Genomic DNA, 17,528 nt, shown 5'->3' on the forward strand with positions numbered 1-17,528 from the left:
AGAAAGGGACATCATGTCCACCACCCCCACCACGCCTCCTCAGGGCGTCTCCGGTCCGACACCCGGGGCCGTGCGCCCCTGGCCCGCGCTCTGGTCCCTGGTCATCGGCTTCTTCATGATCCTCATCGACACGACCATCGTGTCCGTGGCGAACCCCGCGATCATGCGCGGCCTCGACACCGACATCAACAACGTCATCTGGGTGACGAGCGCCTACCTGCTCGCCTATGCGGTGCCGTTGCTCATCACGGGCCGACTCGGCGACCGCTTCGGCCCGAAGAACCTCTACCTCATCGGCCTCGTCGTCTTCACGCTCGCGTCACTCTGGTGCGGCCTGTCGGGCTCGATCGAGATGCTCATCGTCGCCCGCGTCGTGCAGGGCCTCGGCGCGGCGCTCATGACCCCGCAGACGATGGCCGTCATCACGCGCATCTTCCCGCCGGACCGCCGTGGTGCGGCCATGGGCCTCTGGGGAGCGACCGCTGGTGTCGCGACGCTCGTCGGCCCGATCCTGGGCGGCGTGCTCGTCGACGGTTTCGGGTGGGAGTGGATCTTCTTCATCAACGTGCCCGTCGGTGTCATCGGCTTCATCATGGTCTGGCGGAACGTCCCCGCGCTCGCCACGCACCCGCACAAGTTCGACGTGCTCGGGGTCGTCCTGAGCGGGCTCGGGATGTTCCTCCTCGTGTTCGGCATCCAGGAGGGCCAGAGCTATGACTGGGGCACGATCACCGGTCCGATCACCGTGTGGAGCCTCATCATCGCCGGTGTCGTCGTCCTCGGCCTGTTCGTCGTGTGGCAGGCCGTCATGAAGGGCGAGCCGCTGCTCCCGCTGGCGTTGTTCCGCGACCGCAACTTCTCGGTCGGCAACCTCGCGATCTCGACGATCGGGTTCACGATCACCAGCATGTCGCTGCCGCTCGTCTTCTTCTACCAGACCGTCCGCGGCCTGACCCCGACGCAGTCCGCGCTCATGCTCGTCCCGATGGCGGTGCTCTCCGCCGGGCTCGCGCCCGTGGTCGGGCGGGCGATCGACCGCGTGAACCCGAAGTGGTTCGCCCTCGCGGGGCTCCTCCTGCTGGCCCTCGCGCTCGGCTGGTACTCGATCCTCCTCACGCCCGAGCAGCCGATCCTCATGCTGCTCCTCCCGAGTGCCGTCCTCGGCCTCGCCAACGGCTTCATGTGGGGCCCGGTCTCCAACCTCACCACCCGGGGGCTCCCACAGCACCAGGCCGGTGCCGGCTCGGGCGTGTTCAACACGACGCGTCAGATCGGAGCCGTCCTCGGCAGTGCGGCCATCGCCGCGCTCATCCAGGGACGCCTCGCGGCCGAGCTGCCCGCTGCACCCGGTGGGGCGGCCGGTGGGGTGAGCGAGGTGACGGGTGGCGAGCTGCCCGAGTTCCTGCATGCCGGGTTCACCACCGCCATGGCCCAGTCGTTGCTCCTCCCGGCAGGCCTCGCGCTCGTGGGCGCGGTCGTGGTCCTGTTCTTCCAGAAGCCGAAGGCGGCCGCCTGGTCGACCCCGGAGACCCAGCACGGACAGGCCGCTGCTGTCGCCGCGGCTGCCGCGACCGCCCGGTCCGAAGCCGAGTAGCGGCTCCGCCGACACGGCGACACCGGACGGTCACGGGCCGAGGAGGTCCGTGACCGTCCTGGTGTCGCCGTTCCAGAACCGGAGCCCGGTGACGAGCCCGGACGGGAGGTCGCCGAGCGACCGGAGCACGGCGAGTGCCGCCGCGGTCTGCTCTCCGGCGACGCGTCGGGAGAGCGTGACGTGGGGTGTCCAGGCGCCAGGCCGGGTGTGCTCGAACGCACCGGTGACGTCTCCGGCCACACGTCCGTGCAGCTCCAGCAGCTCGTGCGTGGGGATCACCGTGAGCGCGAGGACGGCGCCCGAGCGACGCGGGAACAGCAGCGGAGCCCCGAGCCGGACGGCGAACGGCGCGAAGGCCGGCCTCCCGGTGAGCTCGAGGTCCTCGCCGGCCGACAGCGTGACGTGCGGACGGTTGCTCGCACCGCGATGCGTGGCCAGACTGCAGATGCCGAGGTCGAGGAGCGCGTGCCAGCGGTCGCGGACGGCGGCCTCGAGGGCCTCGTCGAACGTCAGATCGACGCTGCGCACCGGTCAGCCGATCGGGAAGAAGCCGTGGACGGCGGCGGCGAAGGATCGCGGCTGCTCCACCCAGGGGTAGTGTCCGCACCCGTCGAGCACGATGGCCTGGCCGAGCGGGAACCGCTTCGCGAGGTCGACGACGGGCGCGAGTCCCGTCAGGCCGTCCTCGGAGCCCGCGACCACGAGCACGGGAGCCGTCACGGTGCGCAGGGCGTCGCGGATGTCCTCGACCTCGTCGATCGTCGGGGTGTGCACGAACGCGTCCTGCGCGGCCGGATGCCAGGCGCCCAGCCGCTCGTGTTCGCGGGCGGTGTCGTCCCACTCGCCCCAGGCGATGGGCGCCACCGCCGGGAACAGCCGGTTCCCCGACGCGGAGTCCGGCGCCGCGAGCAGCGCGGGCAGCGCCTCGAGGAAGCCGGGGTACCAGTCCTCCGCCGCGTGCCGGGCGATGATCTCCGCGCTGTCGTCGTCCGTGTCGACGAGCCAGGTGGCGGGCGGCGTGATGAGGCACAGGCGGTCAAGCCGGTGCGGGTAGCGCGCGGCGTAGCTCACGGCGACGCGGGTGCCGGCGGAGTGCCCGAGGAGTTCGAGGCGGTCGACGTCCAGCCAGCGACGCACGGCCTCGACGTCCTCGGCGAGTTCCGGCCAGCTCGCCGCAGCGGTCGACGATCCGCTCTCGGACCGTCCGACCCCGCGCTGGTGCAGCACGATGAGGCGACGTCTGGTGCTCAGGCCGCCGAGATCTCCGAGGTAGACCGGGTGGCGCGCCGGACCGCCGGCGAGGACGACGAGGGGCGGCAGGGTGTCGTCGCCGATCACGTCCACGTGCAGTCTGGTGCCGTCGTGACTCTCGACGACGGCCGACGACCCCGTTCCCGCTGCGGCGCTCATCCGGGCCGCGATCAGGAGACGCGTGCGGCGATGTCGGTGCGGTACTGACCGCCCTCGAGTTCGATGCGCGACAGCGCCTCGTACGCACGTCCGCGTGCCTCCGGAAAGGTGGATCCGAGGGCCACGACGTTGAGGACGCGGCCGCCGGTGGCGACCAGGCCACCGTCGACGTCGGCCGTCGCCGCGTGGACGAGGTGGACCCCCTCGACGGCGACGGCGGCGTCGAGGCCGGTGATGCTCCGGCCGGTGACGGGCGTCTCGGGGTAGTTCTGGCTCGCGAGCACCACGGTCACCGCGCTCGCCTCGGCGAACGCGGGTCGCGGCTGCTCGCCGAGCGTGCCGGTGGCCGAGCCGAGCAGGAGCGCCGACAGCGGCGTGACAAGTCGGGGGAGGACGACCTGCGTCTCCGGGTCGCCGAAGCGCGCGTTGAACTCGATCACGCGGATCCCGTGTTCCGTGAGGATGAGGCCGGCGTAGAGGAGGCCCTGGAACGGGTTGCCCTCCGACGCCAGCTGCCGCACGACGGGGATCGCGACGGTCTCCAGGACCTCGTCGACGAAGGCCGTCTCGCTCCCGAAGCGGTTGTCGAGCCAGGGCAACGGGGAGTAGGCGCCCATTCCGCCGGTGTTCGGACCGGCGTCGCCGTCGAGCAGCCGCTTGTAGTCCTGCGCGGGGGAGAGCGGGAGCACCGTCTCGCCGTCGGTGATGAAGAAGAGGGAGACCTCCTGGCCGTCGAGGAACTCCTCGACGAGGACACCGCCGTAGCCGAGCCAGTTGGTGGCGTGCTGGATGGCCGCATCGCGGTCGTGGGTGACGAGGACGCCCTTGCCCGCCGCGAGGCCGTCGGCCTTGACGACGTAGGGGGCTCCGAAGTCGTCGAGCGCGGCGATCACTGCGTCGAGGTCCTCGGCGCGGACCGCGCGACCGGTGGGTACGCCGGCTTCGTCCATGATCCGCTTCGCGAAGGACTTCGAGCCCTCGAGTGCGGCCGCCGAGCGGTTGGGGCCGAAGACCGGGATGCCGGCGGCGCGCAGCTTGTCGGCCACGCCGGCGACGAGCGGGGCCTCGGGCCCGATGACGACGAGGTCGACGGCTTCGTCCCGGGCGAAGTCGCGCACGATCGAGGGGTTCTCCTGGTCGATGCCGACCACGGTCACGTCGCCCGCGATGCCCGCGTTGCCGGGGGCGGCGATGATGTGGTGCCCGGCCTCTTCGGAGAGGAGAGCCTTGATGATGGCGTGCTCGCGAGCACCGGAACCGAGGACGAGGATCTTCACCCGTCTAGCTTAAGGCGCAATGGCCTAGCCTCGAATGCATGGCCAGACCCAGGATCACGGACGCCGTCGGTCGAGCAGCCCTGGAGCAGGCGCTCGGGGACGCACCGGCGTCGCGCACGGACACGGCGACCGCGGTCCGCTACCTGTTGGAGCTCCTCGTCGAGCGGGCGCCCGGCAACACCGTCGAGGTGCGGGTGCCGCCGTTCGGTGCGGTGCAGTGCATCGAGGGCCCCCGCCACACCCGAGGCACGCCGCCGAACGTCATCGAGATGGACGCACCGACCTGGCTCGCGCTCGCCTCCGGCCGCATCGACTGGACCACGGCGATGGCCGGCGGCACGGTGCACGCGTCCGGCCAGCGGGCGGATCTCACGGGCCTCGTGCCACTGCTGCTGCCGCGCTGACCGGCGCTCCACCACCTCCGCTCCGAGGCGGCTTCAGGCGCGGTCCGGGTACATTGGTGCGGTGACCTCCAACATCGATCCCTCGGCGAACGCCGGTCCCGACGACGCACAGCCGCTCGACGCTCCGGCGGAGACGACGCTCGATGCGACGATCGTCATCCCCACCTACAACGGTGAGATGTACCTCGAACAGATCCTCTCCGCGATCGAGGGGCAGGACTACGACGGCACGTACGAGACCCTCGTCATCGATTCCGGCTCCACCGACCGCACGCTCGACATCGTCGCCGCCCACCCGGACGTCCGGCTGCACGTCATCCCGAACAGCGAGTTCGGCCACGGCCGGACCCGCCAGCTCGCCGCCCGGCTCGCCCGCGGCAAGTACGTCGCGTACCTCACGCACGATGCGATCCCGGGCGACTCCCGCTGGTTGCACGAGCTGACCACGCCCTTGGACCCGGACGGCATGGACGTCGTCGCGGTCATGGGCAAGCAGATCGCGCGGCCGACCTGCTTCCCGTTGCTGAAGTACGAGATCCACGACGTCTTCCGCAACTTCGGACCGGACTTCGGGACGACGGTGTTCGCGAACGACGGCTTCGCCGACGGGAACGGCGGGCTGCTCGACGCCCTCGCGTTCTACTCCGACGTCAACTCGGCCACGCGCCGCGAGCTCCTGCTCGGCGACATCCCGTACCGCGACCTCCCGTACTCCGAGGACATGGCGTTCGGTGCCGACATCATCGCGGCCGGCCTGCGGAAGGCCTACGCGCCGCGGGGCTGGGTCATCCACTCCAACGACCTCACCCTCGACGAGTACCGCAAACGCATCTTCGACGAGACGACTGCTCTCCGACGGATCGGCAAGCCCGTCGCGCGGCTCCGACGGTCCCGGCAGATCGGCTACACCGTCGTCGGCGCGATCCGCGACGCGAAGCGGATCGTCCGCGACAAGGAGTACGGCTGGAAGCGCCGGGCGTACTGGTTCGTCATGAACCCCGTGTACCACGCGGCGAAGTGGAGCAGCTACTACGTGGCCTCCCGCGTCGACCTGAACGACGAGGCCGCCATGCGAGCCGGATCGCTGGAGCACAGCCGCAAGTAGTCGCCGGACAGCGTTCCGCTCAGACGCGCTGCTCGCTGCTCCCAGCGAACCGGGGTGGTGCATCACCACCTCGTGCGCTGTGATGGAGGCATGAGCACGAATCGACTGTTGGTCCTGGGCGGGACGGAGTTCGTCGGGCGAGCGGTCGTCGACGAGGCCATCGCCGCCGGCTGGGAGGTCACCGTCTTCCATCGCGGTACGAACCGGTCCTCGCCGTCGGACGCGGTCACCGTGCTGCACGGCGACCGGACCCTGCCCGGCGGACTCGACGCGCTCAGGGTCGGGTCGTGGGACGTCGCGGTGGACACCTGGTCGTGGGCTCCGGTCGCCGTCCGCGACGCGGCCGCGCTGCTGGCGGACCGGGTCGGGACCTATGTGTACGTCTCCAGTCGTTCGGTCTACGCCGATCCGCTTCCCGCCGGTGCCGACGAGGACGCGCCGGTCGTCGATGGGTCGGCGCACGACGACGGCTTCGCGGACTACGCCCGTGCCAAGCGCGGCGGTGAGCTGGCCGCCGTGCAGGCGTTCGGCGACCGAGCGGTCCTGGCGCGAGCCGGCCTCATCCTCGGCCCGCACGAGAACATCGGACGACTGCCCTGGTGGCTGGCGCGGATCGCCGAGGGCGGTGAGGTGCTCGCCCCTGGTGCCGCTTCCGACCCCATCCAGTACATCGATGCGCGGGATCTCGCGGCCTTCCTCCTCGCCGCCGGTTCGACGGGCGCGAGTGGTGCGTTCAACGTCGTCAGCGAGCCGCGGGCGACGACGCTGGGGGAGCTGCTCGACGCCTGCGTCGCCGCGACCGGGTCAGGCGCGACCCTCCGCTGGGTGGATCAGGAGCGGGTGCTCGCGGCCGGGATCCAGCCCTGGACCCAACTGCCCGTCTGGCTCCCCACCGGACCGGACGCCGACGCGATGCATCACGGTGACGTCTCGCGTGCGGTTGCGGCGGGTCTCCGTCGTCGTCCGGTCACCGAGACCGTCGCCGACACCTGGGTGTGGCTGCAGGCACTCGGCGGCGTGGCGCCGCAGCGCCCGGACCGGCCCGTCGTCGGACTGGACCGTGCCATCGAGCGGGCCGTGCTCGCCGGGAACTGACTGCTGTCAGTGGATCTCGCGGAGGAGGGCGAGCCGACTGCGCGTCCTGACCGCGTCGCGGGCGAACCCCTCCGGTCCGAGGGCGGGATCGGTCATGAAGGTCTCCTGGTCGGTGGCGGCCACGACGTGGAGTTCGACGCCGAGATCGCACAGGGCGTCGACGAGGTGGACGAATCGGGCGCGCGCCTCCCGGGTGAGGGCGTGGGACTCGGGCAGGGCGTCGAGGACCCACCGGCCGTCGTCCGCCGCCCAGGCGAGGTAGTCGCCGACCGAGGTCGGACGCTCGATGAGTTCGGCGCTGGCGAACCAGAGGACGCCGTCGCGCGCGGCGGCGGCCTGGAACGTGTGGCCACTGATCGTCAGCGTCGTCGCCTCGCCTGGCCCCGGACGGTGGAGGCCGAGTGCCGCGAGGTGGGCGTCCGCGGACTCGCCGGCGATGGACCAGCTGCCGCGGGCGAAGCCGTCGCCGTGCCTGACCGGGGAGCTGCGACGGTGGTCGGTCGAGCCGGCGAGTTCGAGCACCTGCATGTTCGCTTCGATCAGGGCGATGCCGGGTTCGAAGATGTGGTGGTACCCCGGGTCCGGCAGCAGGTCCTGCGGCGCGGAGTTCGAGCTCGTCAACAGGGTCACCGGTCGGGCGAAGAGCGCTTCGAGCAGCCGGACCATGAGCGCGCCGTCGCCGGGATCGTGCACCTGGAACTCGTCGAAGAGCACGACGTCCACCTCGTCCAGCAGTTCGTCGACCGCTTGCTCGACCGCGTTCGTCACCGCTCCGGCCGCCGCGCGGGACCCGGCGCCCGGCTCACCCGTCGCCCGAGCAGCGTCGGCGGCCTCCGTGCGGACCCGGTGGATCGCGGCGTGCAGGCCGCGGAAGAAGGAGTGGAAGTGGACGCGACGCTTCCGATGCGTCGGGAGCGCTGCGAAGAACGCGTCGAGGAGCCAGGTCTTGCCCCGCCCGGCCGCACCCCACAGGTACAGGTGTGCGGGTCGATCCTCGCCGATCCGGAGTGACGCCAGACGCCTCGCCACCTCCAGCTGCTGCGGCTCGAGCGTGAACCCGGCGTCGGCCGCCGCGGATTCGACCGCCGCGAGCAGGGTGTCGTCGGGAGGGATCGGAGCGGGATCGGTCGTCTCGGTCCCCGTCGTGTCCACCGCTCGATCGTACCCGTCGGCACGTCGACCGCGGCCGTTCACCATCGGTTCACGATGCCCAGGATCGTGGGGGAGAATGGAGGCATGACAGACGCCACCGGGCAGCCAGCACCGGAAGCTCAGCACCCATCCGAACCGACCGGTCCGACGCCCTCGACCGAGCCCGACACCGACACCGAGGTCGCGACCGTGTACTCCTCCGGTTCGGTCTCGGTGCGCCGGTCGCCCCGCTACTGGCGGTTCCTCGTCATCGGCGCCTTCGTCGGTGTCATCGCCGCCCTCATCCTCACCTTCACGTTCCCGGGGAGCGCCGACTACTCGCTCACCCAGGTGTTCGGCTTCCTCCTACTCGTGTGCGTCGTGGTCTTCGGTGCGATCGCCCTCGTCGTCGGTCTCCTCATCGACCGCTCCATGGCGCGACGGACGCGGATCGTCGCAGCGGATAGAGTTGACGTGCATCCAGCCGGGACCCCCGCGGCCGACGCGGAACCGAACGGTTCCGTCAGTGCCGAGCCAGGTGAGTCCGGCCCCCCGAATCCACCCATCGCAGAAGGTTCAGGACGGTCATGACCTCATCCACCAGCTACCGGGAGGCCGGTGTCGACACGGCAGCCGGTGACCGCGCCGTCGAGCTCATGAAGGCCGCCGTCGCGAAGACGCACGGTCCGGAGGTCTTCGGCGGCTTCGGCGGGTTCGCCGGCCTGTTCGACGCCTCGGCACTCACCGCCTTCCGTCGGCCCCTCCTCGCGACGTCGACGGACGGCGTCGGCACGAAGGTCGCGATCGCGCAGGCCATCGACAAGCACGACACCATCGGCCAGGACCTCGTCGGCATGGTCGTCGACGACATCGTCGTGGTCGGGGCGAAGCCGCTCTTCATGACCGACTACATCGCCTGCGGCAAGGTCCACCCGGAGCGCATCGCCTCGATCGTCTCGGGCATCGCCCAGGCCTGCTCCGACACCGGCACGGCCCTCATCGGCGGCGAGACCGCGGAGCACCCCGGACTCCTCGGGGTCGACGACTACGACGTCGCCGGGGCCTGCACCGGCGCGGTCGAGGCGGACGCCATCCTCGGCGAGCACCGTGTCGAGGACGGCGACGTCGTCCTCGCACTCGCGTCCTCGGGCCTGCACTCGAACGGCTTCTCCCTCGTGCGACACATCCTCGCCCAGGCGGGCGTCGGCTACGCCGACCACAGCGACGACCTCGGCACGACGTTCGGCGAGGCGCTCCTCGAGCCGACGCGGCTCTACACCCTGCCCCTCCTGCGGCTGCTCGACGCCCCGGCCTTCGCGGGTGGCGTCCACTCGCTCAGCCACGTCACCGGAGGTGGGATCGCCGCCAACCTCGCGCGCGTCCTGCCCAAGGGGTCCTGGGCCGAGGTCGACCGCTCCACCTGGAGCCCGTCGCCGGTGTTCCGGACGCTGAGCGCGCTGGCCGGATCCTCGCTCGAGTCGAGCGAGGGCACCTGGAACCTGGGCGTCGGGTTCTTCGCCGTGGTCTCGCCGGCGGTCGCCGCCGGTGTCATGGCGGCGCTCGAGGCCGACGGGATCGCGACCTGGCAGGTCGGCACCGTGCACCTCGGCGACGACGCCGCAGACCTCAGCGCGTTCGAACAGGGTGCCAAGGGGGTCGACGGCGGTGCCGTCCGCCTCGTGGGCGCCTACCGCGACTAGTCGCACCGCTCCGGCCCACCTTCCTCCGTTCCGCCACTCGCCCAGCACGAACCCCAAGGAGTCCCCACGCATGTGCGGCATCGTCGGCATCGTCTCAACCGAGCCTGCCAACCAGCAGGTCTACGACAGCCTCCTGCTCCTCCAGCACCGCGGTCAGGACTCCACCGGCATCGCCACCGCCGACGGCAGCACCTTCCACATGGTCAAGGCCAAGGGCCAGGTGCGCGAAGCCTTCCGCACCCGCGACATGCGCTCCCTCCTCGGCAACATGGGCCTCGGCCACGTGCGCTACGCGACGAAGGGCGACGCCGCCAACGAGAGCGAGGCGCAGCCGTTCTACGTGAACGCGCCCTACGGCATCACCCTCATCCACAACGGCAACCTGACGAACACCCGCGAGCTCAGCAAGGACCTGTTCCACGTCGACCGTCGCCACGTGAACTCCACGAGCGACACTGAGCTGCTGCTCAACGTCCTCGCGACGGAGCTGCAGGGACAGATCAGCGGTCTCGACCTCGATCCCGACCAGGTGTTCAACGCCGTCGAGAACGTGCACGAGCGGGTCGAAGGCTCCTACGCGACGATCGCCCTCATCGCCGGTCACGGCCTGCTCGCCTTCCGCGACCCGTTCGGTATCCGTCCGCTCATCCTCGGCAAGCGCCAGACGGGCCTGGTCGGCAACGACTGGGTGGTCGCCTCGGAGTCGCTCGTCCTCGAGGCCGGCGGCTACGAGATCGTCCGTGAGATCGCCCCGGGCGAGGCCGTCTTCATCACCGCGTCAGGTGAGCTGTACTCGCGGCAGTGCGCGAAGAACCCGCGGCTCGTTCCGTGCTCCTTCGAGTACGTGTACCTCGCTCGCCCCGACTCCGTCATGAACGGCATCTCGGTCTACGAGGCACGACTGCGTCTCGGCAACCGGCTCGCCGACACCATCGCCGAGTACACGCCGATGGGCGACATCGACGTCGTCATGCCGATCCCGGACTCCTCCCGCCCGGCGGCCATGCAGGTCGCCCAGAAGCTCGGCATCGAGTACCGCGAGGGCTTCTACAAGAACCGCTACGTGGGGCGCACCTTCATCATGCCGGGCCAGGCGCAGCGCAAGAAGAGCGTCCGCCAGAAGCTCAACGCGATGGGCTCGGAGTTCAAGGGCAAGAACATCCTCATCGTCGACGACTCGATCGTCCGCGGGACGACGTCGAAGGAGATCGTCGACATGGCGCGTCTCGCCGGTGCCAACAAGGTGACCTTCACCTCCGCCGCACCGCCGGTCCGCTACCCCCACGTGTACGGCATCAACATGCCGTCCCGCCAGGAGCTCGTCGCACACGGCAAGAAGATCCCCGACATCGCCCGCGAGCTGGGTGCCGACAACCTCATCTACCAGGAGGTCGCCGACATGAAGGCCGCCATCCTCGAGGGCTCGGGCATCAGCGACCTCGAGATGAGCTGCTTCACCGGCGAGTACGTCACCGGTACCGTCTCCGAGGAGTACCTCGAGTGGGTGGAGCGCTCACAGCTCTCCTGAGTCCCGCCTGAACGACGAAGCGCGCGAGCCCCGAGGGGCTCGCGCGCTTCGTCGTTCAGGAACCGACTGCTACTCCGGCGTACCGGGCTGCTCGAGCGGCGCCGGCGCGGCCGCGGGGGCCGCCTTCGGCTTCGTCGTGCGCGGCTTCGCCGGTGCCTTCGCGGTGGCCGGCTTCGCTGCGGCGCCCGTCGTCTTCGTCGCCGGTGCCTTCGTGGCTGCGGCCTTCGGCGTCGTGGTCTTGGCTGCTGCGGCCTTCGGCGTCGTCGAACCGGTGGTGGCGCGCGTCGAACTCGTCTTGCGGACGGTGGTGCCCGCGGCCGTCGCCGCCGTGGTCGTCTTGGCGGCGGGCTTCCGGGCCGTCGTCGAACGCGTCGTCGTCGACCGGCTGGTCGAGGTGCGGGGCGCGCTCACGGCCGCGGCCGGTGCGGCGGCCGACACGGTCTCGTCGCGTCCGGTCTCGTCGCTCGCGAGGCGCGCCTCGGTCTCGTCGGCGGCGGCTGCGACGGTCTCGGCGTCGCCGGTGGACGTCGACTCCAGGACGATCGACTCGGCCGGTTCGGCGGACGTGTTCGGCGCGGCTGCGGCCTCGGGCGCGCGGTCGGTGCCGGAGAAGACCGCGGCGAACTGCTCGGTCGGGGTGGGCTCGGCGGCGCGCACCCAGTCCGAGGTGGGTTCCGGCGCCGGAGCCTCGGAGGCCGGAGCCTCGGCCGACGGGGCCTGGTAGGCGCCGTACTGCTGCGTCGCCTGGGCGCCCTGGGTCGGCTGCGTGCCGTAGCCGCCGGTCTGGCCACCCGCGTACTGCGAGGTGTCGTAGGCGGCCGTCTGTCCGTACTGTGCGGGGTCGTACACCGGCGCCTGGCCGGTCTGACCCGCCTGGTACGGGTGCTGCTCGTAACCGCTCTGACCGGCGTACGGTGCCTGCGCGGGGTTCGGCTGCGAGGCGGCCTCGCGAGCGGCAGCGCGCTGCTGCTGCTGGTTCACGAGGCGCGCGACCTCGGCGTCGATGGCGTCCTCGGTGATGTGCTTGGACGGACCGTAGGCGTCGAGTCCGACGAAGACCAGGGCGATGCCCATCACGAAGATCGGCCAGATCGGCCAGAAGTATCCCCAGGCGCCGGTGAGGAGCCAGATGACGATCAGGAGGACGGAGACCGCACCCCAGACGGCGAGAAACTGCTTGAAATCGTGCTGCGCCTTCAGGCGCTTCTTGGCGGCAACGCGGAGTTCGTCGGTGTTCATCCGTCCAGGCTAGTCTCCGCCCAGCGAGAACTCCATTTGCCGACACTCGTCTGAGAGATCACCCAGCCGTGAGGTGCTGGAGCGACGGCGAACCGCCGATGCAGGCGCGCGCCGGAACGGTGGGAAGGGCGCGCCTACGCGCCCTTCGCCTCACCGTCGGCGTACTTCTCGGCGTATTCAGCCCACTTGGCGATCTCGTCGTCGTAGCTCTCGTCGACGCCCGTGCCCGGGTGGTCGACGGAGTGCCCCGTGAGCTCGCGCTCGAGCGCGTTGTAGTTCACGTCCGGGCTGAACGACTTGAGCTCACGAGCGATCTTCGTGTGCTTTGCCTTTTGACGGCCACGACCCATGCGAGACCCCCTCATGATTTTCTGACCGGCCGCGCTTGCGGGGCGTCCGGGGCTTTCGCCTACCAGGGAACGATAAAGACTAGCGTTGAGCTTACCATGCCGCCCGTGGACGGGGCGCTCGTACGGAGACGGTCTGCCGGGCACCGATGCCGACACCGCGACGGAACGGGGCTGGGCCAGGACGTCGAGTGGTGGGACGATGGACCCATGACCGGAACCCTGCACATCACCGGAGATGCGGACGCCGACCGCCTGTTGTCGACCGACCCGCTCGCCCTGCTCGTCGGCATGCTGCTCGATCAGCAGGTGCCGATGGAGACCGCGTTCGCCGGCCCGCTGAAGATCAGCGACCGCCTCGGTTCCTTCGACGCGGCCACGATCGCGCGGGAAGAACCCGAGGCGTTCGCCTCCCTCTTCAAGACGAGTCCCGCCGTGCACCGGTTCCCGGGTTCCATGGCCGGCCGGGTGCAGGGGCTCTGCGCCGCGATCGTCGACGACTGGGACGGCGACGCGGAGGCGATCTGGACGCGCGACGCGCCCGACGGCCCGGAGATCCTGAAGCGCCTGCTCGCCCTGCCGGGGTTCGGTGAGCAGAAGGCGAAGATCTTCCTCGCGCTCCTCGGCAAGCAGTACGGGCTCGACGCGGCCGACTGGCGGGAAGCGTCGGCGCCCTACGGCGAGGACGGCAGCCTCCGGTCCGTCGCCGACATCGTCGACCCGGAGTCGCTCGCGCAGGTGCGGGCGGCGAAGCAGGCTGCCAAGGCTGCCGCGAAGCGCGCGAAGGGGGAGTGACGACATGAGCGAAGCGCAGCGGGGTACAGCGATCGTGGTCGGTGTCACGCCGGGGCAGCCCGACACCGTGCTCGTCGAGGCGGCGTCGTTCGCGCAGGCCTTCGCCTGCCGGCTCGTCCTCGCTCACGTCGACGCGAGCCGGTTCGTCGTGGTCGAGAACGTCGACGGCACCGTCACGTCGTTGCCGTTCGACGCAGATCTGCACGACTTCGACCCGGAGCCCGCCGATCCCGGCCTGGAGGCGACGGCGCACCGTCTCCTCGACGACACCGGCGTCGTGTGGGAGCTGACCCAGCTCGCCGGTGACCCGGCTCGTGCCCTCGGTCGACTCGCCGATTCGGTGTCCGCCCGGGCGATCATCGTCGGGACCCGGGAGCGGGGCCTCCGGAAGGGCATCCTCGAGTTCTTCAACGGTTCCGTCGCCGCGACGCTGGCCCATCGGCAGGCGCGTCCGGTGATCGTGGTCCCACTCGCGCCGAGCGCCACCGACGAACCACTCTGGGACGCCTCCGCCGGCGACCTGCGGTGACGGCCGCTCCGACGGGGACACGGGCTCCGCACCTCCAACCCGCCACGATCGCGATGGTCGCGCTCGGCGGCGCGATCGGGACGGGCGCCCGCGAGGCGATCTCCCTCGCGGTCCCGCCGATCGGTGGTGTCCCGGTGGCCATCCTCGGCATCAACGTCGTCGGCGCCTTCCTGCTCGGTCTCCTCCTCGAGTCGCTGCTCCGACGCGGGCCCGACGTAGGCGGTCGACGCGATCTCCGCCTGTTCTTCGGCACCGGCGTCCTCGGCGGCTTCACGACGTACAGCGCGCTCGCGGCCGACAGCAGTGTCCTCCTCATCGAGGGGAGCGCGCTCGTGGGAGTGCTGTACGCGGTGGGGAGCGTCGTGCTGGGCGTCCTGGCGAGCTGGAGCGGCATCGTCCTCGCCCGACGGATCGGCGGTGGCCACTCGTGACGCCGTGGCTCTTCCTCGCGATCGCGGCGGCCGGCGGTGTCGGTGCCGCGGCCCGCTTCGTCGTCGACGGCCTGGTCCGCTCCCGCGTGGGTGGTGCGTACCCCTGGGGGACGACCGTCATCAACGTCAGCGGGTCGCTCCTGCTCGGCCTCGTCACGTCGCTGGCCCTCGGCGGGGTCGTCGACGAGGCGTGGCGGCTCGTCCTCGGGGGTGGCCTGCTCGGTGGGTACACGACGTTCAGCACCGCGAGCATCGAGACCGTCCGGCTGCTCCACGACGGACGTTCCCGGGCCGGATTGACGAACGCGTTGGGCATGCTCGTCGCGTCGGTCGTCGCAGCCCTGGTCGGCTACGGGCTCGGTTCGCTCCTCGCCTGACCGCCCGTTCGCCCAAATACGGGCGAATGAGCGTTCGTTCGCCCGAAGATGGGCGAACGAACACGGCGGCTATGCCTCGAAGCGGCGGTTGTGCCGGAGGTTCAGCACGATCGGGATCCCGAGGGCGACGACGAGCAGCAGGATGCTCCAGAAGCCGATCTCCGACCACAGCAGGAAGACGCCGAAGACGCCGAGTCCGCCCGACAGCCCGCGCAGGATGATCGTGAACTGCGGGAGTCGCTGCGGGCGGCCCTGCCACATCGGCAGCGGCGAGTCGGGGTTCGCGGCGATGAGACGGACCATCGACAGCGTCCCGAAGACGGCCGCGAGGAACAGCAGCGAGAGACCCCAGGTGAACATGTCCCCAGTCTGTCAGTCTGCGACAACTCCCTCACGCCGTCGCCGGAGCGCGTGGCCGATCAGGAGCGGGGCTGCCCCGTGTTGCGGTCGATGTGCGGCTTCCGCTCGACCGGCTTCTTGACGCGGACGATCTCGCCACGTCGTTCCTGGCCGGGCAGCGGCCGTGACCGACGTCCGTAGATGAGCTCCGAGGAGTCGAGCAGCCAGGGCACGAGGGCGACGGTCACGCCGTGGACGAGCATGATCTGGTTGCGGATCCGCGATGCCCGCCGGTTGTGGAGGAGGCTCTCCCACCAGTGCCCGACGATGTACTGCGGCATGTAGACCGTTACGACCTCGGCGCCGTGCTCAGCACGGTGCGCCTTGATGTACTTCGCGAGCGGCATCGCGAACTCGCGGTACGGCGACTCGAGGATGACGAGCGGCACGTGGATGTTCTGTTCGATCCACTGCTGCTCGAGCAGTTTCGTGGCCTCCGGATCGATCGACATGTGGACCGCTTCGAGGCTGTCGTGCTTGGCGGCGATCGCGTAGTCCAGCGCCTTGAGGATCGGCTTCTGCATCTTGCCGACGAGGACGATCGCGTGGTCGCCGGTCGCGCCGAAGGTCGTGGTCGGGTCGACTTCGACCTCCTTCTCGACGTCGCGGTAGTAGCGGTTCACGCCGAGCATGAGGACGAAGAGGATCGGCATGAGCACGAAGACGAGCCAGGCGCCGTGGGTGAACTTCGTGATCGTCACGACGATGAGGACGCTCGCGGTGAGCAGGGCGCCGAACGCGTTGATCGCGAGGCCGCGGTAGACGGAGCCGCGGTTGTCGCAGCCCTCCCGCAGCATCCGCAGCCAGTGCTTCACCATGCCTGTCTGGCCCAGCGTGAACGACACGAACACCCCGATGATGTACAGCTGGATGAGCTGGGTGAGGTTCGCCTGGTAGACGACGAGGATCGCGCACGCGGCGAGGCCCAGGATGATCATGCCGTTCGAGAACACGAGGCGGTCGCCACGGGTGTTGAGCGACTTGGGGGCGTAGGAGTCGCGCGCGAGGACGGCGCCGAGCAGCGGGAAGCCGTTGAACGCGGTGTTGGCCGCGAGGAGCAGGACGCACGCGGTCGCCGCCTGGATGAGGAAGAACGGGATGCTGTTCGCGCCGAAGACCGCGGTCGCGACCTGGGCCATGAGGCTCGGCTGCGGCGTCGTCGCGCAGTCCGCGAACCCTTCGAGGTGACAGGCGTTCTCGGCGTAGTGCACGCGTGAGATGAGGGCGAGCGCGGTGAGGCCGACGAACAGCACGATCGCGGTGCCGCCCATGAGGACCAGCGTCTTCTGGGCGTTCTTGATCTGCGGGCGGCGGAACGCCGGGACGCCGTTCGAGACGGCTTCGACACCGGTGAGTGCTGAACAACCGGAGGAGAAGGCGCGGAGGAGGAGCAGGATGAACGCCGCCTGGGTGAGGCTCTCGCCCTGCACGGTGAACTCGGCGCTCGACGCGACCGGGGCGTCGCCCATGAACGTGCGGGCGAGTCCGGCGACGATCATGACGAGCACGCTCGCGATGAAGAAGTAGGTGGGGATCGCGAAGGCCTTGCTCGACTCCCGCACGCCACGGAGGTTCACGGCCATGAGGACGAGGACGAATCCGACGGCCAGCTCGACGCGCCACGGGTTCAGCCCGGGGATCGCGGAGATGATGTTGTCGACGCCCGAGGCCACCGACACGGCGACCGTGAGGACGTAGTCCACCAGGAGAGCGGAGGCGACCACGAGGCCGGCCTTCTCGCCGAGGTTCCGGTGGGCGACCTCGTAGTCGCCACCACCCGACGGGTACGCCTTGATGAGCTGCCGGTAGCTCGCGACGACCACGACGAGCAGGATCACGACGCACGCCGCGACCCACGGCGCGAAGCTCAGGAAGGCGAGCCCGCCGAGCGTGAGGATCATGAGGAGTTCCTGCGGCGCGTACGCCACACTCGACAGTGCGTCGCTCGCGAAGATCGGCAGCGCGAGCCGTTTGGGGAGGAGCTGGCCCTCCAGGTTCTCGGTCGGCAGCGGGTCCCCGATCAACCAGCGTTTTGCCGATCGTGGTTCTGTCCCGGGCTCTCGACCCTCAGTTGTCACGAGCGGCGATATTACTCCTTCGGGAACCGGAGTCAAGCGGGGATGAGCTGGATGGACAGGCATCGTCACCCGACCGTGACGCAGTGTTC

Annotated in this window: 19 protein-coding genes; 11 read left to right on the top strand and 8 right to left on the bottom strand. The window is 70.3% G+C overall.

Annotated elements, in window-relative coordinates:
- Positions 1 to 13: 13 nt before the first annotated feature.
- Positions 14 to 1,594, top strand: a complete 1,581-nt coding sequence (locus tag IFR14_RS05400) for an MFS transporter (RefSeq protein WP_191940491.1) — start codon at positions 14 to 16, stop codon at positions 1,592 to 1,594.
- Positions 1,595 to 1,624: 30 nt separating this feature from the next.
- On the opposite strand, the gene IFR14_RS05405 is transcribed toward IFR14_RS05400, so the two are convergent.
- From IFR14_RS05405 to purD, 3 genes are read right to left on the bottom strand one after another with little or no spacing between them, the layout of a single operon-like run.
- Positions 1,625 to 2,122, bottom strand: coding sequence for a 2'-5' RNA ligase family protein (locus tag IFR14_RS05405; protein WP_191940492.1), 498 nt, complete (start codon positions 2,120 to 2,122; stop codon positions 1,625 to 1,627).
- A 3-nt stretch (positions 2,123 to 2,125) separates the two neighbouring features.
- Positions 2,126 to 3,004 carry an alpha/beta fold hydrolase gene (locus IFR14_RS05410; RefSeq protein ID WP_124768662.1) on the bottom strand — a complete coding sequence of 293 codons (879 nt, stop codon included), beginning with the start codon at positions 3,002 to 3,004 and terminating at the stop codon, positions 2,126 to 2,128.
- Positions 3,005 to 3,015: 11 nt separating this feature from the next.
- A complete protein-coding gene (gene purD / locus IFR14_RS05415) occupies positions 3,016 to 4,281 on the bottom strand; it encodes a phosphoribosylamine--glycine ligase (protein WP_191940493.1) in 1,266 nt (421 codons plus the stop codon).
- 38 nt (positions 4,282 to 4,319) lie between these two features.
- Between purD and IFR14_RS05420 the strand changes: the two genes are divergently transcribed.
- The 3 genes from IFR14_RS05420 to IFR14_RS05430 all read left to right on the top strand — a co-directional run bounded on the left by IFR14_RS05420 (position 4,320) and on the right by IFR14_RS05430 (position 6,885).
- Positions 4,320 to 4,685, top strand: coding sequence for a sterol carrier family protein (locus IFR14_RS05420; protein WP_064294203.1), 366 nt, complete (start codon positions 4,320 to 4,322; stop codon positions 4,683 to 4,685).
- A 61-nt stretch (positions 4,686 to 4,746) separates the two neighbouring features.
- A complete protein-coding gene (locus IFR14_RS05425; protein ID WP_274499387.1) occupies positions 4,747 to 5,790 on the top strand; it encodes a glycosyltransferase family 2 protein in 1,044 nt (347 codons plus the stop codon).
- Between the two features lie 90 nt (positions 5,791 to 5,880).
- The gene (locus IFR14_RS05430) at positions 5,881 to 6,885 is read left to right on the top strand and encodes an NAD-dependent epimerase/dehydratase family protein (protein WP_191940494.1); all 1,005 of its coding nucleotides are present in this window, start codon (positions 5,881 to 5,883) and stop codon (positions 6,883 to 6,885) included.
- A 6-nt stretch (positions 6,886 to 6,891) separates the two neighbouring features.
- On the opposite strand, the gene zapE is transcribed toward IFR14_RS05430, so the two are convergent.
- A complete protein-coding gene (gene zapE, locus IFR14_RS05435) occupies positions 6,892 to 8,037 on the bottom strand; it encodes an AFG1/ZapE family ATPase (protein WP_191940495.1) in 1,146 nt (381 codons plus the stop codon).
- 84 nt (positions 8,038 to 8,121) lie between these two features.
- Here zapE and IFR14_RS05440 point away from each other — a divergent pair, with 84 nt between their 5' ends.
- From IFR14_RS05440 to purF, 3 genes are all read left to right on the top strand, one after another.
- On the top strand, positions 8,122 to 8,607 hold the full coding sequence (locus IFR14_RS05440) for a DUF2273 domain-containing protein (RefSeq protein WP_191940496.1): 486 nt from the start codon (positions 8,122 to 8,124) through the stop codon (positions 8,605 to 8,607).
- A complete protein-coding gene (gene purM, locus IFR14_RS05445) occupies positions 8,604 to 9,716 on the top strand; it encodes a phosphoribosylformylglycinamidine cyclo-ligase (RefSeq protein WP_191940497.1) in 1,113 nt (370 codons plus the stop codon). The genes IFR14_RS05440 and purM overlap by 4 nt, the downstream gene beginning before the upstream one ends.
- Before the next feature lie 70 nt (positions 9,717 to 9,786).
- Entirely contained in the window at positions 9,787 to 11,244 is a 1,458-nt protein-coding gene (purF, locus tag IFR14_RS05450; RefSeq protein ID WP_085511828.1) for an amidophosphoribosyltransferase, read from the top strand.
- Between the two features lie 69 nt (positions 11,245 to 11,313).
- Here purF and IFR14_RS05455 read toward each other — a convergent pair whose 3' ends face one another.
- Together IFR14_RS05455 and IFR14_RS05460 are read right to left on the bottom strand one after the other, a co-directional pair.
- Positions 11,314 to 12,483 carry a 2TM domain-containing protein gene (locus IFR14_RS05455; protein WP_137242317.1) on the bottom strand — a complete coding sequence of 390 codons (1,170 nt, stop codon included), beginning with the start codon at positions 12,481 to 12,483 and terminating at the stop codon, positions 11,314 to 11,316.
- Between the two features lie 134 nt (positions 12,484 to 12,617).
- A complete protein-coding gene (locus IFR14_RS05460; protein WP_064294210.1) occupies positions 12,618 to 12,833 on the bottom strand; it encodes a DUF3073 domain-containing protein in 216 nt (71 codons plus the stop codon).
- A 207-nt stretch (positions 12,834 to 13,040) separates the two neighbouring features.
- Between IFR14_RS05460 and IFR14_RS05465 the strand changes: the two genes are divergently transcribed.
- From IFR14_RS05465 to crcB, 4 genes are read left to right on the top strand one after another with little or no spacing between them, the layout of a single operon-like run.
- Positions 13,041 to 13,625 carry an HhH-GPD-type base excision DNA repair protein gene (locus IFR14_RS05465; RefSeq protein ID WP_064294211.1) on the top strand — a complete coding sequence of 195 codons (585 nt, stop codon included), beginning with the start codon at positions 13,041 to 13,043 and terminating at the stop codon, positions 13,623 to 13,625.
- A 4-nt stretch (positions 13,626 to 13,629) separates the two neighbouring features.
- Complete coding sequence (locus IFR14_RS05470) at positions 13,630 to 14,154, top strand: universal stress protein (RefSeq protein WP_191940498.1); 525 nt, start codon at positions 13,630 to 13,632, stop codon at positions 14,152 to 14,154.
- Positions 14,151 to 14,585, top strand: a complete 435-nt coding sequence (locus tag IFR14_RS05475; protein WP_342365649.1) for a fluoride efflux transporter FluC — start codon at positions 14,151 to 14,153, stop codon at positions 14,583 to 14,585. Before IFR14_RS05470 ends, IFR14_RS05475 begins: the two co-directional genes overlap by 4 nt.
- Positions 14,582 to 14,962, top strand: a complete 381-nt coding sequence (gene crcB / locus IFR14_RS05480; protein ID WP_137242314.1) for a fluoride efflux transporter CrcB — start codon at positions 14,582 to 14,584, stop codon at positions 14,960 to 14,962. The genes IFR14_RS05475 and crcB overlap by 4 nt, the downstream gene beginning before the upstream one ends.
- Positions 14,963 to 15,031: 69 nt before the next feature.
- On the opposite strand, the gene IFR14_RS05485 is transcribed toward crcB, so the two are convergent.
- On the bottom strand, positions 15,032 to 15,322 hold the full coding sequence (locus IFR14_RS05485; protein WP_079001460.1) for a hypothetical protein: 291 nt from the start codon (positions 15,320 to 15,322) through the stop codon (positions 15,032 to 15,034).
- 59 nt (positions 15,323 to 15,381) lie between these two features.
- Positions 15,382 to 17,385 (bottom strand): APC family permease, encoded by a 2,004-nt coding sequence (locus IFR14_RS05490; protein WP_249406893.1) that lies wholly within the window; start codon positions 17,383 to 17,385, stop codon positions 15,382 to 15,384.
- Positions 17,386 to 17,528 lie beyond the last annotated feature (143 nt).

The sequence above is a fragment of the Plantibacter sp. CFBP 8775 genome (assembly GCF_014839505.1).
In the GTDB taxonomy this organism is placed as follows: domain Bacteria; phylum Actinomycetota; class Actinomycetes; order Actinomycetales; family Microbacteriaceae; genus Plantibacter; species Plantibacter auratus.

Coding starts and splice junctions, on each gene's coding strand:
- IFR14_RS05465 (WP_064294211.1), top strand. CDS start 13,041: ATGACCGGAACCCTGCACATCACCGGAGATGCGGACGCCGACCGCCTG.
- IFR14_RS05400 (WP_191940491.1), top strand. CDS start 14: ATGTCCACCACCCCCACCACGCCTCCTCAGGGCGTCTCCGGTCCGACA.
- IFR14_RS05470 (WP_191940498.1), top strand. CDS start 13,630: ATGAGCGAAGCGCAGCGGGGTACAGCGATCGTGGTCGGTGTCACGCCG.
- IFR14_RS05485 (WP_079001460.1), bottom strand. CDS start 15,322: ATGTTCACCTGGGGTCTCTCGCTGCTGTTCCTCGCGGCCGTCTTCGGG.
- IFR14_RS05430 (WP_191940494.1), top strand. CDS start 5,881: ATGAGCACGAATCGACTGTTGGTCCTGGGCGGGACGGAGTTCGTCGGG.
- IFR14_RS05440 (WP_191940496.1), top strand. CDS start 8,122: ATGACAGACGCCACCGGGCAGCCAGCACCGGAAGCTCAGCACCCATCC.
- purF (WP_085511828.1), top strand. CDS start 9,787: ATGTGCGGCATCGTCGGCATCGTCTCAACCGAGCCTGCCAACCAGCAG.
- IFR14_RS05460 (WP_064294210.1), bottom strand. CDS start 12,833: ATGGGTCGTGGCCGTCAAAAGGCAAAGCACACGAAGATCGCTCGTGAG.
- IFR14_RS05420 (WP_064294203.1), top strand. CDS start 4,320: ATGGCCAGACCCAGGATCACGGACGCCGTCGGTCGAGCAGCCCTGGAG.
- IFR14_RS05410 (WP_124768662.1), bottom strand. CDS start 3,004: ATGAGCGCCGCAGCGGGAACGGGGTCGTCGGCCGTCGTCGAGAGTCAC.
- IFR14_RS05455 (WP_137242317.1), bottom strand. CDS start 12,483: ATGAACACCGACGAACTCCGCGTTGCCGCCAAGAAGCGCCTGAAGGCG.
- purM (WP_191940497.1), top strand. CDS start 8,604: ATGACCTCATCCACCAGCTACCGGGAGGCCGGTGTCGACACGGCAGCC.